Source organism: Streptomyces sp. 4F14, from assembly GCF_048159485.1.
GTDB lineage: Bacteria > Actinomycetota > Actinomycetes > Streptomycetales > Streptomycetaceae > Streptomyces.
Genome location: NZ_JBLRVY010000009.1, coordinates 23,958 through 37,607 on the forward strand (window position 1 = coordinate 23,958; position 13,650 = coordinate 37,607).

13 protein-coding genes are annotated in these 13,650 nt (G+C 73.2%); 3 read left to right on the plus strand and 10 right to left on the minus strand.

The genetic code is table 11. From position 1 onward, the window contains the following. Positions 1 to 111: 111 nt before the first annotated feature. The gene (locus ACLZOT_RS17385; protein ID WP_416969840.1) at positions 112 to 576 is read right to left on the minus strand and encodes a winged helix-turn-helix transcriptional regulator; all 465 of its coding nucleotides are present in this window, start codon (positions 574 to 576) and stop codon (positions 112 to 114) included. Between the two features lie 65 nt (positions 577 to 641). Between ACLZOT_RS17385 and ACLZOT_RS17390 the strand changes: the two genes are divergently transcribed. Beyond that, complete coding sequence (locus ACLZOT_RS17390) at positions 642 to 1,136, plus strand: PaaI family thioesterase (RefSeq protein ID WP_416969841.1); 495 nt, start codon at positions 642 to 644, stop codon at positions 1,134 to 1,136. A gap of 182 nt (positions 1,137 to 1,318) precedes the next feature. Here the strand turns inward: ACLZOT_RS17390 and ACLZOT_RS17395 are convergent, their stop codons facing one another. Together ACLZOT_RS17395 and ACLZOT_RS17400 are read right to left on the minus strand one after the other, a co-directional pair. Continuing rightward, positions 1,319 to 1,975 carry a response regulator gene (locus tag ACLZOT_RS17395; protein WP_416969842.1) on the minus strand — a complete coding sequence of 219 codons (657 nt, stop codon included), beginning with the start codon at positions 1,973 to 1,975 and terminating at the stop codon, positions 1,319 to 1,321. Then, the gene (locus ACLZOT_RS17400) at positions 1,972 to 3,267 is read right to left on the minus strand and encodes a sensor histidine kinase (protein WP_416969843.1); all 1,296 of its coding nucleotides are present in this window, start codon (positions 3,265 to 3,267) and stop codon (positions 1,972 to 1,974) included. The genes ACLZOT_RS17395 and ACLZOT_RS17400 overlap by 4 nt, the downstream gene beginning before the upstream one ends. Before the next feature lie 144 nt (positions 3,268 to 3,411). On the opposite strand from ACLZOT_RS17400, the gene ACLZOT_RS17405 reads away from it, so the two are divergent. Beyond that, a complete protein-coding gene (locus ACLZOT_RS17405; RefSeq protein WP_416969844.1) occupies positions 3,412 to 4,506 on the plus strand; it encodes a Dyp-type peroxidase in 1,095 nt (364 codons plus the stop codon). Between the two features lie 40 nt (positions 4,507 to 4,546). Here the strand turns inward: ACLZOT_RS17405 and ACLZOT_RS17410 are convergent, their stop codons facing one another. From ACLZOT_RS17410 to ACLZOT_RS17435, 6 genes are read right to left on the minus strand one after another with little or no spacing between them, the layout of a single operon-like run. Further along, complete coding sequence (locus ACLZOT_RS17410; protein WP_416969845.1) at positions 4,547 to 8,005, minus strand: MFS transporter; 3,459 nt, start codon at positions 8,003 to 8,005, stop codon at positions 4,547 to 4,549. Then, the gene (locus tag ACLZOT_RS17415) at positions 8,002 to 8,643 is read right to left on the minus strand and encodes a 2OG-Fe(II) oxygenase (protein ID WP_416969846.1); all 642 of its coding nucleotides are present in this window, start codon (positions 8,641 to 8,643) and stop codon (positions 8,002 to 8,004) included. The genes ACLZOT_RS17410 and ACLZOT_RS17415 overlap by 4 nt, the downstream gene beginning before the upstream one ends. Positions 8,644 to 8,653: 10 nt before the next feature. Continuing rightward, on the minus strand, positions 8,654 to 9,388 hold the full coding sequence (locus tag ACLZOT_RS17420; RefSeq protein WP_416969847.1) for a tyrosine-protein phosphatase: 735 nt from the start codon (positions 9,386 to 9,388) through the stop codon (positions 8,654 to 8,656). After that, positions 9,385 to 10,509 carry an aminotransferase class I/II-fold pyridoxal phosphate-dependent enzyme gene (locus ACLZOT_RS17425; protein WP_416969848.1) on the minus strand — a complete coding sequence of 375 codons (1,125 nt, stop codon included), beginning with the start codon at positions 10,507 to 10,509 and terminating at the stop codon, positions 9,385 to 9,387. The genes ACLZOT_RS17420 and ACLZOT_RS17425 overlap by 4 nt, the downstream gene beginning before the upstream one ends. Next, positions 10,506 to 11,870 carry a B12-binding domain-containing radical SAM protein gene (locus tag ACLZOT_RS17430; RefSeq protein WP_416969849.1) on the minus strand — a complete coding sequence of 455 codons (1,365 nt, stop codon included), beginning with the start codon at positions 11,868 to 11,870 and terminating at the stop codon, positions 10,506 to 10,508. Before ACLZOT_RS17430 ends, ACLZOT_RS17425 begins: the two co-directional genes overlap by 4 nt. 47 nt (positions 11,871 to 11,917) lie before the next feature. Continuing rightward, a complete protein-coding gene (locus ACLZOT_RS17435) occupies positions 11,918 to 12,574 on the minus strand; it encodes a 2OG-Fe(II) oxygenase (protein ID WP_416969850.1) in 657 nt (218 codons plus the stop codon). A 176-nt stretch (positions 12,575 to 12,750) separates the two neighbouring features. On the opposite strand from ACLZOT_RS17435, the gene ACLZOT_RS17440 reads away from it, so the two are divergent. Continuing rightward, positions 12,751 to 13,383: a 2OG-Fe(II) oxygenase gene (locus tag ACLZOT_RS17440; protein ID WP_416969851.1), complete on the plus strand. Its 633-nt coding sequence runs from the start codon at positions 12,751 to 12,753 to the stop codon at positions 13,381 to 13,383. Positions 13,384 to 13,450: 67 nt separating this feature from the next. Here the strand turns inward: ACLZOT_RS17440 and ACLZOT_RS17445 are convergent, their stop codons facing one another. Continuing rightward, on the minus strand, positions 13,451 to 13,645 hold the full coding sequence (locus tag ACLZOT_RS17445) for a ferredoxin (protein ID WP_416969852.1): 195 nt from the start codon (positions 13,643 to 13,645) through the stop codon (positions 13,451 to 13,453). Positions 13,646 to 13,650: the final 5 nt, after the last annotated feature.

The window sequence follows — 13,650 nt, forward strand, 5'->3', positions numbered from 1 at the left end:
GAACGCAGTTCGTAACTTCGGCCAGAACATAAAGGGGCGGCATGGTCGCGTCAATGATCTGGACAGGGGAAACCGGTCGGTTTGGGGTGTGGGTGTTGTGTGGGGCGGCGGCTAGCGCGTCCGCGCTCCCGCCCCGGGGCGGGCGATCACGTCCCTGGGGGCCAACTCCCCGTGTCCGTCGGCGCATTCCACCACCACCCGGACCTCCCCGCCGCACTCCCGGTGCCGCAGGTCCAGCACGGGCCCCTCCGGGACCCCGGCGTAGACGTCCCCCCACTGCCGCAGGGCCACCAGTACCGGCCACAGGTCCCAGCCCTTGCGGGTCAGCCGGTACTCGAACCGCTCCCGCGCCCCCGGTTCCCGGTACGCCTCGGTCCGCAGGATCCCCGCCTCGACCAGCTTCCGCAGCCGCCCGCTGAGCACGGCCTCGGACACCCCCAGATGCCGCCGGAACTCGTCGAAGCGCCGCACGCCGCTCGCCGCGTCCCGCAGGATCAGGAACGTCCACTTCTCGCCCACGACGCCCAAAGTCCGCTGCACGGGGCAGAGTTCGCTGTCCACGTCGAGCCACTCCATGCCCCCACCCTACCCACCTGGCTTCGTCGTTGACAGCCAGCTAAGCGCTTGGTTACCGTCGCGGCATGGCACGCACCAGAACGTACGAGTGGGGAGACCCGGCCGTCACCGCGGCAGCCGTCGGCAAGGCCAGTGGTCTCGACTTCCTCCGCGAGATCCTGGCGGGCAACCTCCCCGCGGCCCCGATCGCCGCCGCGCTGGGCTTCGCCCTGGACGAGGTGGAGAAGGGCAGGGTCGTCTTCTCGGTCGTCCCGCGCGAGGACCACTACAACCCCATCGGCAGCGTCCACGGCGGCGTCTACGCGACCCTCCTCGACTCGGCGGCGGGCTGCGCGGTGCAGTCGGTGCTGCCGCCGGAGACCGGTTACACCTCCCTGGACCTCAACGTGAAGTTCCTCCGCAGGATCACGGCCGACACGGGCCGCGTCCGCGCGCTCGGCACGGTCCTGCACTCCGGCCGCACCACGGCCCTCGCCCAGGCGGTCCTCCTGGACGACGCGGACCGCACCCTCGCACACGCGACGAGCAGCTGCCTGATCTTCCCGGTCCCGACGAAGTAACCACCCTCGACGCCCCTGGCACACACGAGCGGCCCGCCGCACACCCCGGACTCACACCCGCGCCGCGCTTTGTGCCTGCGCCGCCCGACGCCTCACGCCCGCCCGCCCAGCCGACGTCGCACGCCCGACGTCTCACGTCCCCCCGCCCGGTCCGGCCCGCCTCACGCCCGACCCCACCCACCTCACGCCGGCCGTACCAGCCCCGCGTCGTACGCGAAGATCACCGCCTGTACCCGGTCCCGTGCCCCGAGCTTCGTCATCACCCGGCTGACGTGGGACTTCACCGTCGACTCCGCGAGGTGCAGCCGCTCCGCGATCTCCCCGTTGGTCCATCCGGAGGCCACCGCGGTGAGTACCTCCCGTTCCCGTTCGGTGAGTTCGGCGAGCTGGCGGTCCTGGCCGGGTTCCCGGGCCGGCCCCCGCGCGGTGAACGCGTCGATCAGCTTCCGGGTCAGACCGGGGGAGATGACGGAGTCCCCGGCGGCGACGGCCCGGATCCCGACGACCAGCTCCTCGGGCCGTACGTCCTTGAGGAAGAAGCCGCTGGCCCCGGCGCGCAGCGCGTCGTACGCGTACTCGTCGAGGTCGAACGTCGTCAGCACCAGCACCCGGGAGCGGCCCCCGGATTCGACGATCCGGCGGGTCGCCTCGATGCCGTCCATGCCGGGCATGCGGACGTCCATCAGGACGACGTCCGGGCGGAGTTCGGCGGTGAGACGGACGGCCTCGGCGCCCCCGGACGCCTCCCCGGCGACGGTGAGATCGGGCTGAGCCTCCAACAGCATGCGGAAACCCAGGCGTTGGAGGGTCTGGTCGTCGACGATGAGCACGGTGGTCATGGCTGGCGCTGCTCCGAGTGATCCGAGTGGGGGGTGGGCAGGAGGTGGGCCTGAACGGTCCAGCCGCCCAGGGAGTTGGGGCCCGAGACGACCTCGCCCTGGTACAGAGCGGCGCGCTCCCGCATGCCGACGAGCCCCTTGCCCGCGCGCGAGGGCGTCGCGGTGGACGGCCCGGTGTCCTCGACGGTGATCCGGACGTCCCGCGCGTCGGCCGTGACGGCGACCCGGACCGTCGTATTCGGCGCGGCGTGCTTGAGCGTGTTGGTGAGGGCCTCTTGGACGATGCGGTAGACGGCGAGCTGCAACCCCGGTGAGAGCGCGCCGAGTTCACCCTCGGTGCGGAGCTGCGCGCCGGGCCCGGCGGCGCGGACCCGGTCCAGCAGACCGGGCAGGTCGTCGACCCCCGGCTGCGGCGCGAGCGGCGGCTCGCCGCGCGGCGTGTCCCCGGCGTCGACGACGGCCAGCAGCCGCCGCAGCTCGCCGAGCGCGTCACGGCCGCTCTCCGCGATGAGCCCCAGGGTCTGCGCACCCCGCTCCGGCTTGGTCGCGGCGAGCGCGGCGGCGCCGTCCGCGAGGCCGACGATCACCGCGAGGGTGTGGCCGAGGATGTCGTGCATCTCGCGGGCGACGCGAGCCCGTTCCTGCGCGGCGGCGAGCTGCGCCTGCTGGTCGCGGTCCTTCTCCAGCGCGCCGATCACCGTGTTCACCAGCCGCCCGGCGAGCCCGAGCCCCGCGAACGCCGCCATGGCCGCCATCGCGAGGAGCGTCACCACCTCGGGCCGGGTGGCGTACTCCAGCTGGCCCGAGCTCCAGAACACGGCGGACCAGGCGACGATCTGGACCAGGGTCACGCCCAGCGCGACCGCCAGCTGCCGTGGTGTGCCGTGCCGTCCGACGTTGAACAGGGCGACGGCCCGCGCGACGTCCGCCGCGTTGAACACCGTCAGCGCCTGCGCGCACACCGACACCGCCGTGGTGGCCACGAACACCGTCCCCGGCCGCCGCTCCCGCCACAGCAGCGGCACCGCGAACGCCACCATCAGCACCAGGTGCACCCACACCTTCGCCTCGTTCGCCGGGTTCAGCAGCGACGGCAGCCCGAGCAGCGCGCACAGCACCGGCACCCCGACGAGCCGCACCCGAGGGTGCGCCCGGTCGGCCAACCGCCAGCCCCCGAGCCGGTTGACGATCGAGATGATCACCTTCTCGTCCGGATCGTCGCCGAGCGACTCGGGCAGCCGGGGCTGGACGCGGAGACTGGTCCGTACGGTCAAGGGGGCGCCCTTCGGCATCACGGCGGGTCCTCGGTGCCGTACGACTGTACGGCGCGGGGCACGTCGTAGCTGGTCAGCCCTGCCGTACGGGCGCTTGTGCGGGACACGTGCCCCGGCCTGCCCCGGTTTGGGGCGAGTGCGCCGGTATCGTCCTCCACTCCCATGACCGAACAGAATCTGCCCCCAGCATCAGGACCGACCGTCTCCCGCCGGATCCTCCTGGCCGGCGCCGCAGCGGGTCTCGGCGTAGCCGGCTGCACCCGCTCCCCGTCCCCGGCCCCCGGCACCGAACCCGCCTCCCGCCGCCAGCGGGGCGTCGCGACCCCCCAGCAGCGTTCGGCCCTGGTCCTCGCCCTGGACCTGGCCCCCCACCTGACCGGCGGCGCGGCGGCCGTGGCCCTGGCCCGCACCCTCACCCGCTGGACCCCGCTCCTGCGGCACCCCGAGGACCCGGCGCTCACCGCGACCCTCGGCTTCGGCACCGCCCTGCCGGGGCGCCTCGGCCGTACGCCCCCCGCCCTCCTGCGCGACCTGCCAGCGTTCCCCGGCGACCAGCTGGCCCACCGGGCCGCCGACCTCGTCCTCCAGCTCTGCGCCCCCACCGCGCAGGCCCTCACCGCCCAGGCCGACACGCTCCTCGCCGAGGCCGCCGGGACCGTCCGTACCCGCTGGCGCCAGCCCGGCCACCTCCCCCCGACCGAGCCCGGCCAGACCCCCCGCAACCTCCTCGGCTTCAAGGACGGCACGGAGAACCCCACCCCCGAGGAGTGCGAGCGCTGGGTCTGGGCCGACGACGCCACCTACCTGGTGGTCCGCCGCATCCACCTGAAGGTGCGGGAGTTCACCCGCCTTCCCCTCGCCGCCCAGGAACAGGTCATCGGCCGCCACCGCGACTCCGGCGCCCCCCTCGGCCGCCGCCACGAACACGACGACGTCGACGTCTTCTCCAAGACCCCCGAGGGCCGCTACACCACCCCCCTCCACTCCCACGTCCGCGCCGCCAGCCCCCGCTACGACGGCGGCGCCCGCATGCTCCGGCGCGGCTACACCTACGACAACGGCCCCGCCGATCAGGGCCTCCTCTTCCTCGCCTACATGCGCGACCCCACCCTCTTCACGCGGGTCCAGGAACGCCTCACGAGCCGCGACGACCTCCACCCCTACACGGAACACCGCGCCTCGGCCCTCGCCCATGTCCCCCCGGCCCCGGCGCCGGGCGAATACCTCGGGGAACGGTTCCTCGAATCGCTGGCCTAGCGGGCGCGCTCGCCGACGAGCGCGCCCTCCCGCCCAGAGGTCAGACCGGGTCCGCGCCGGCGCCCGCCGGGAGCTTCGGCAGGTCCGGCGCGGTCGTGTGCCGGATGTCGGCGCCCAGTTTCACCAGGTCCGCGACGAGGTCGCGGTAGCCGCGCGCGAGGTGGTGGTGGTTGCGCAGCGTGGTGCGGCCCGGCACCGCGAGCGCGGCGAGCAGCAGGACACCGGCGGCGCGCAGGTCGGTGGCGTACAGGTCGTGGTCGGGGTCCTGCGGCGGGCAGGGGCCGTCGACGCGCAGGACCGTCCCGTCGACCGCCGTCCGCATACCGAGCGCCGCGAGCTCCGGGACGAAGCCGAAGCGGTGCTCCCAGACGGCCTCCGTGACGTAGGTGGGGCCTTCGGCGTATGCCGCCAGCAGGGCGAAGAAGGGCTGGCTGTCGCTGAACACGCCCCGCGACGCGGCCGTGAACTCCACCGGCCGCAGCGGCTTCGTCAGCGGGTGCACGGTCAGCTCGTCGGCGCCGACGTCGACGCGTACGCCCATCCGGTCCAGGAGGTCGAACTCGGGCGCCAGCGCGCGGACCGCGCGGTCGATGCCCGGGCCGGTGATCTGGAGCGGTTCGTCCGCCAGCACGACACCCGCGCAGATCCAGGTGACCACCTCGATCAGGTCGGGGATCAGCGTGACGTCGGCGGGCCGGTCGAGGGACTCCGGGCCCCGGCCGTGGATCACCCACGTCTCGGGTCCGGCGAACTCGATGTCGGCGCCCAGGTCGCGCAGCACGGTCACCATGTCGGTCACGTCGGGCTTGAGGTACGGGTGGTGCAGCGTGGTCGTCCCGTGCGTGACCGCGCCCATCAGCAGCGCGGTCTTCACCGCCCCGCTGTAGTGCGGCCCGCTCATGAGGGCCTTGTTGCGCGTGTAGTCGAGCATGTCGATCGTGCACGGCGTGAGCCGGTCCGCGGCCAGCTCCACGGAACCGTCCGAGGTGAGGCGGGTGGTGACGCCGAACCGCCCCATCACGTCCAGCAGGTGTTCGACCGGCCTGCCCCTGGGGCCCTCGCCGATGAAGCAGCCGCCGCTCGCGGGCAGCCGGGCCGCGCCGTTGCGGGAGATCAGGGCGGGCAGCAGATAGAGCGAACCGTGGATGCGGCTGACGAGATCGGCCGGCAGCTCCGCGCAGTCCCACGTGGACGCGTCGAGGGTGAACGTCTCGGTCGGCCTGTCGTAGCGCGCGCTCGCACCCGTGGCGCGGAAGATCTCGCCCAGCACCGTGGTCTCGACGATGTCCGGGCAGTTCCGGATACGCACCGGGGCGCTCGCGGTGGCCACTGCGGCGGCGGTGGTGACCAGGGAGTGCTTGAACCCCGAGGTCCGCACGGCCCCGGCGAGCCGGTTCCCGCCGTGGATCTCCAGCAGCGGTTCGCCCGGGGGAGCGGGTTCTCGTCGACGGTCCTGCATGGTGGTACCTCCTGCGCTGAGTGGTGAGGGGGTGGGCGGGGAGGGGCGGGGGGATGCGCTCGGGGCTGGGGCTGGGGCCGGAGCCGGGGCCGGAGTCGAAGCCGTGGCCTTAGCCGGAGCTGACGCCGGGGTCGGGGTCGGGGTGGTGGCTGGCGCCGGAGCCGACGCTGTGGCCGGAGTTGAAGCCGTGGCCTTAGCCGGAGCTGACACCGACGCTGATGCCGGAGCCGGAGCCGGAGCGGGGGCCGACGCCGACGCTGTAGTCGATGTCGATGTCGATGCCGATGCCGATGTCGCGACCGAGCGCAGCCACCGCCGTGCCTGGCCCGCCTCGGTCAGGTGGACGACCGTGAGGCCGGGGTGCAGGGCGAGGAACGCGGCCGTCTCGGCCCGCCGGGTGGCGTGGTGGGTCCAGGCCCAGCGCAGCGGATGGTGCGGGTTCAGGAGCATTGCTCGCCAGGTCTCCCGGTTGCCGTGCCACAGCTCGCGGCCGGTGGCGGCGCGGATCAGTGAGCGCCGTAGGACGCGGTGCATGACGGTCCGGCGGGGCAGGTCGAGCCAGACGAACGTGTCGGCGCGCTCGCCGAGCAGGTCCCCGACCACCCAGTGGTACTGGGCGTCGCAGATCCAGTCCGGCGCCCGCGTCGCGCGCTCCACGTCGTCCGCGAACTCGGCGCGGCGGGTCCACGCGGGCCCGTGGTAGAGCGCGTCCATGTCGATGCGGCGGATGCCCAGCACCCCGGCGAGGGAGGAGGCCAGCGTCGACTTGCCCGCGCCGGAGATCCCGCCGAGGACGATCCGTCGTAGTGGCGCCGGTCCGGGCGCCGGGCGGGTCGGCCGCATGAGGAACCCGACCGCCGAAGCCGTCACCGCGCAGACGGCGGCCAGGCCGAGCCACAGGACGGTGTTCCCCTGGGCCAGCAGGGCCGTGCCGGCCGCCGGGGCGACCGCGCCCGCGACGCCGAAGGACGTCTGGAAGGTCGCGTTGTAGCGGCCCTCAAGACCGGGCGGGGCGGCGGCGTTCGCCGTCGTCGTGACGACCGGGGCGAACAGGGCGTCCCCGAGCGTGCCGATCAGCGCCGCGCACAGGACGACCGCGGTGGTGGCCGGGCCCGCCCAGCCGGTCGTCGCCATGACGAGGACCGCCAGCCCGAACATGCCGGTCGCCAGGCGCAGGACCCGGGGTGCGGGGACGCGCCGCGCGTAGGCGACCGCCGGCCGCCGGGCCACGGCCATCGACACACAGGCCACGGCGATCACCACCCCGGGCACCCACGTCGGCTGCCCCAGCACCACGATGGCGACCACCGGGAGCATCGCCGTCAGACAGTCGGAGACGAACGCCAGCGCGAGCGTCAGCAGGCACAGCCGCAGGAAGCCCGGGTCGTCCCGCAGATCACGCCACCGCCACGCCCGCCCGTCCGCCGAGGGCCGGGCGGCGGGGGAGGGCGGGACATGCCGGCGCACCGTCAGCACCAGGCCCATCGCCGCCACGTACGTCAGACCGTTGGCGTAGGCGACGATGTGCAGGCCCGTGGTGCTGCCGATCAGCAGCCCCCCGGCGGTCGCGCCGACCGCCCCGCCGACCGCCCACCCGCTGACCTTCAGCACGCTCGCCGTGCTCAGCACCCCGATCAGCGCGTCGGCCGGCACCAGCCGCGCCAGCAGCGGTGTACTCGCCGTCCAGAACAGCCGGTCCCCGGCCGCCGCGACGACGGCGAGCACACCGACCTGCCAGGTGGCGGAGACGAACGGGAACAGCGCGAACACCCCGGTGCGTACGCCGTAGCTGAGGGCCGCCGCGTTCGCCGGGCCCCACCGGTCCACCAGGAGGCCGTTCACCGGTCCCGCGAGGAGGCCGAGGAGCCCGCCGACCGTCAGGGCGACACCGACGTGGGCCAGCGGAAGGTGCTGGCCCTGGGTGAAGAAGATCAGCGCGACGGGCGTCCACAGGCCGTTGCCCACGCAGTCGATGGTCATGGCCAGCAGATACGTGCGTTTCCCGGGTGCTTCCCGGGGGGTCCCGTCGTGCTGGGTCACGGGCGGACGAAGTGGACGAGCAGGGCCAGCCGGTCCACGGGGCAGGTGTCGGCGACCGGCGGGACACCGTGCCAGGAGCTGTCCGAGCGGACCAGGACGACGGACGTCCCGGTGGTCGGCGCCACCCGCTTCGCGCAGTCGTCCATGTCGGCGCTGCGCAGCAGACGCAGGTCACCGCTCCAGTCCGCGTCCCACCCGTCGTTGAAGTAGAAGAGGTGGGTCACCGCCTTGTCCGGGCGGTCGGTGTGCGGCTCGATCCAGCAGCCGCGCGCGTAGCGGGTCATCCGGGCCTCGACGAGGCACTGGTCCAGGCCGACGCCGGTCAGCGCGGACAGCGCCTCGCGGTACGGCGTCGAGACGACGTCCTCGACGAGCTGCTGCCAGTTCGTGGGCAGCGCGCTCACCTGGTCCTCGTCGACCGCGCCGGCGGTGACGAGGCTGCGGTTGAACATCCGGTACTGCTTGTCGGAGCGGGTGACCTCCGTGCGCCGCGACTCCTCGAAGCCGACGGCGCTGAACTCGCCGCGCAGCTGCTCGGCGATGTCGTCCGTGACGAACGAGCGCGGGATCACGGCGTGGCCGAACGGGTCCTGTTCCAGCTCGGCCCGGCTGATGGTCTCGATGTCGACGAGGGACACGTCTTCTTCCTCACAGGTGGACGGGGTGGGTGAACGCGTCGGCGACCGTGCGCCGCAGGGTCTCCTCCCGGAGGCCGTGGAGCAGGAGCAGCCGGGCGACGCTGCCGTGGTCGGCCTCGATCCCGGCGACCAGCGCCCGCATCGTCGCCGCCGGCGTGGCGGTCCGCAGCCGCAGCTGCGCGAGGCTGTCCTCGCGGGTCCAGTTGGGGCGGGGGTCGTGGCTGCGCAGGGCGCGGTAGGCGCGGGCGGTCAGGGCGTAGTCCCGGGCGACGTCCGCCGTCCGCACCCCCAGCGCCCGCAGGACCAGGGCGCTGATGACGCCGGTGCGGTCCTTGCCCATCGCGCAGCAGACGTAGACGGGCACCTGCGCCCCGGCGGCGAGGAGGTCCACGATCTCCGCCGCGACCGGCGCCGCCCTGGCCAGCATGTCGCGGTAGTTCGCGAGGTAGTCGCTGGGCAGCGGCCGTACGTTGCCCCGGATCCGGCTCATGTCGCCGGCCACCGGGCGGGACAGCACGGTCGCCCCGGTGGACTCGGGCCCCAGGTACTGCCGGCGTTCCTCCTCCAGCCGCAGGTCGACGATCGTGCGGATGCCCAGGCCGCCGAGGGCGGGCGCGGTGTCCGGCGACGGTGCGGGGCCCCGCAGGAGCAGGCCCCGCCGGAAGTAGCCGCCGCCGGGTCCGCGCAGCCCGCCCAGATCGCGCACGTTGGGCAGGCCCGGAACCGTGATCCTGCGCGTGTTCATGCCGCCCCTCCCCGGTACCAGTCGCCGAGGGCGCCGACGACCCGGCGGACGACGGCCTCGTTCGCGACCGCGATCCGGACGGCCGCCGGGAGCCCCGGCGAGCCCGACAGGTCCCGTACGACGATGCCCTGGTCCAGGAGATGGCGGCTCGCGGCCTTGGCGGCCGCCCGGTCGGGGACGTCCCAGGTGACGAAGTTCCCGCCGCTCGGCCGGGCCCGCCAGCCGGGCACCGCGCGCTCCACCTCGGCCGCGAACCGCGCCCGCAACTGCCGTACGTCGGCCCAGATCCCGGCGAAGACGGCCTCTTCCCGCAGCGACCGCTGGAGCAGCGCGACCGCGAGCGAGGAGACCGGGCCCTCCGGGTCGAGGTCGAACAGGTGGCGGGCGGTCGCCGGGTGGGCGACCGTCACCGCGATCCGGGCGCCCGACAGGCCGTAGCACTTGGAGAACGTGTTGACGCGGACGACGTGCCGCAGCCCGGCCAGTTCGCGCACCTGCTCCTCGCCGCCCTCGGTGAACGCCAGGTAGGCGGTGTCCACGACGAGGAGACTGCCGTGCTCCGCGACGGCGTCGGCCAGTTCGGCCAGTTCCCGCGCGCCGTGCACCTGGCCGGTGAAGCTGTGCGGGGTGGTGACGACGACGAACGCCGGTGCTCCCGCGCGCAGCCGCCGCGTCAGGTCACGCAGGTCGAACAGGCCCGTTCCGGGGTCCGGGGCGACGGGGTCGAGGACGCAGCCCGAGATCGCCGCGAACTTCGCCCACCCGTCGAAGTTCGGCTGGTGCAGGACGATCCGCGACACCTCGGGGAACGCCCGGGTCAGCAGGTTCAGCCCGGGGTCGCTGCCCGAGGTGAGGACGAGGGAGTCGACGTCCACACCGAACCGGTCGGCCAGCATGCCGTAGACGGGCCGCAGGATGGGGTAGGTCAGCACGTCGTTTGGGTCGAACTCCGCCAGCGTGGCCCGGTGCACCGCCGCCGCCCGGCTGTCGAGGAGCCCGCAGCTCTTGAGGTTGATCTCGTCCGGGACCCGGACCCGCCGGTTGCGGAACCGGCCGGTGCTCTCCCGCCGGAAGGGGGAGCCGGCCCGCTCCGGCGCCGTCACGAGCGTCTCGTCCGTCATACCGGGCGCAGGGCCGGGCCGGCGGCGCGGGCGGGGATGTTCTCGAACACCTGGGTCACGTCCGGCTGGCTGCCGAAGACGATGTCGTAGCCGCGGGTCAGCTCGTCCTCGGTCAGGGCGTGGGTGCCCGGCACGAAGAGCTGCCGGTTGAACGCGGCCATCTCGTGGTCGAGGAGGTCGGGGCCGGCCAGCTCCCAGGGGGCGTACACGGTCGGCCGGGCGCGGCCGCCGCGCTCCTGGACGGCCTCGATGGTCCGCTCGGCGCCCTCGATCGTGGTGCCGGGCAGTCCGACGATGACGAAGCAGTTCAGCTCGATGCCCGACTCCTCGCACCAGGCCGACAGCCGGTCCAGGTCCAGCGCGGACTTCTGCTTCGGCCGGGGCAGCAGCGCGCCCTCCTGCGGGTCGAGGGTCTCCAGGCCGACGCTGATCCGGACGCAGCCGGCCGCGCCCATCGACCGGATCATCTCCTCGCTGAGGTGGTGGATCGTCGTCGCGCACTTCCACGGGTACGGCGATCCGCGCCCGGTCAGCTCCTGGCAGAGCTCCGCCATCCACTTCCTGTCCAGCGTGAACGTCGGCGCGTAGAACGCCACGTACTCGAAGGGCGCCGCCGCGAACGACTCCTCGATGTACCGGAGCGTCCGCTCGACCGTCAGGCGCCGCTCCTTCTTCGAGAAGATGATCGGCACCTCGCAGTAGGAGCAGCCGACCGGGCACCCGCGCGCCGCCGGGACGACCAGTTCGCGGCGGCGCGGGATGCCGCAGAACTTGTTGGCGTCGTCGAAGTAGAGGGCGTCGTAGTGCGCGTAGGGGATCTCCTCCGGCGTCGGCAGGTACCAGTCCTCCGCCGGGAGCAGCTCACCCCGTCCGGCCGGGGCGCTCCAGGCGCCGTCGCGGCGCAGGTGCACGCCAGGGGCCTCGGTCGCCCGGCCGCGGAAGGTCTCGATCGCGGCGCCCACGCCGGCCTCGAAGTCGCCGTTCTCCACGATCGCGTCGATGTCGAAGCGCTCGAAGAAACGGGGGTTGACCCCGGACAGCCTGCCGAACGTGACGATCGGGGCGTCCGGGTTCAGCGCCCTGGCGTACGAGACGAGCCGGCGGAAGCCGTCGATGCCGTCGAACTCGTTCATCACGGCGATGACGTCGTACCGCTCCTGGAAGAGCCGGCTGCCGAGGTCCTTCCACGTCAGCCGCTCGACACTGGCGTCGAGCGCGGTCACCTGCGCGCCGGGGTAGACCGTGCGCAGATGGCCGGCGACCTGGTAGAGCGCGAGGTGGTGGCCCGCGTTGAAGTAGCTGAGCACCTGCGGCGGCCAGATCACGAGGATCTTGTGGGGGTCGTCCACGATCTTTCCCATGGGGGGTCCTTTCGGTTCCGGCACCGTGGGTGCCGGGCGCCGGACAGTCAGTTCTGCGGCCGGTAGGCGGAGCCGGCGAGCCCGGTGGTCAGCCAGTACTCGATCTGGACCGTGATCCGCTCGGTGCCGTCCGGGTGCTCGATCTTCGACACCGCGTGCCACGACTTGTCGGTGGGCGGGAAGGCGAGCAACTGGCCGCCGACCGGGCTGATCTCCTCCGCCGGGCCCGAGCGGGGGTGCTCGAAGATCTGGAACTGCCCGCCGGCCTCGCGGGGCCAGTCACGGTTCAGGTAGAGGATCACCGTGATCGCCTTGGTCGGCTTGTCCTTGTGCACCGACAGGTAGTCGCCGTTGCGGTGCGTGTAGAGGCCGATGCTGCGCTGGAGGCCGGCCAGTCCGATCCCGGTCGCCTTCTCCAGCCAGGCCGTGAACTCCGCGCCGCGCAGGTCCTCCACGAGGTCGCGCCAGATGGCGGGCAGCCGCGGGAACACGGGGGCTTCCTCCTCCAGGACCACGAGGTCCACGAGGTTCATCCGGTACTGCTTCTCGTGCAGCGGGTCCTCCACCGCGATCTTCGCGACGTCGGCCGTCGGCATGGTGGAGAGCAACTGCTCCAGTTGACCGTCGTCGAGCAGGTCACGGCCGCGGAAGAGCTGGAACGGCTGCGTACGTTCCTCAAGAGCCGAGTCGAGCGTCAGTACCACGGTGCCTCCTTGGGGTTGTCGACCTGGCCCCAGCCTGGCCGCGGGCCCCTGCCGACCCCTTGTCGATCCGCTGGCCGCGCGGCAGCAAGGTCTTCGCAAACCGGTCCGCCATCGCACGGCAAGCGCGGTGGCGACACTGGCAGGGCATCCGTACGGACCGCTGAAAGGTGTGACTCTTGTTCAATCCGGACGTCCGGCTGGAGACCCGCGACCACCCTTTCCGGCACTTCCGCGGGGCCGGTCTCCTCTCCGCGCGCAGCCTGGCCGACCTCGCCGCCACCGCACCGGATCCGGGTCTGTTCCAGCTCATCGACACGTCGACGGCGACCGGTCACGTCCGGCGCCGCTACCGCTCGTACGTCCTGCCCGTGTCCGACAACAAGACCGGGTTCACCCTCGACCTGGACGTCCTGGCGCCGCCGTGGCGTGAGCTGGTCACCGACCTGCTGTCCGAGGAACTCGCCGACTGGCTCCGCCGCGAGACCGGGGTGGACACCGCCGGGCTGCATCGCACGTGCCAGATCTTCCGGTACGGCGACGGCGACTTCGAGGACCTCAGCACGGGCAAGCTGTACAAGAGGCTGCACATGTCCCTGCACCTCAACGAGAACTGGCCGAGCGACGGCGGCGGAGAGATCGAGCTCTGGTCCGGCCCGGACCAGTCGGCCGGCCCCGCCGAGGTGTTGTCACCGGCCGGGGGCACGGCCCTGCTCTACTCGGCCTCGCCCACGTCCTGGCATCGGACGGTGCCGGTCGGCGAGGGGCGGGGCCTGGTGCAGCAGATGATCACCCTGTCCTACTTCGGATAGCGGTCAGCGGCGGTCCGATCGTGCTCCGGACCGCCGCTCTTCCGTACCCCGGGTGACCCCGGGACGCTCACTCCTCGTCGACCCGGATGGCCAGCGAGGGACACAGGCCGACCGCCTGCCGGACGGCCGGCCGGTCCCCCTCCGCCGGACGCGCCGTCAGCGGCGCGACCAGCCCCTCGTCGTCCTGGTCGAAGACGGCGGGCGCGGCCAGCACGCACTGGCCGGCGCCCACGCACCGCTCCCGGTCGGTGATGATGTGCACGGGCG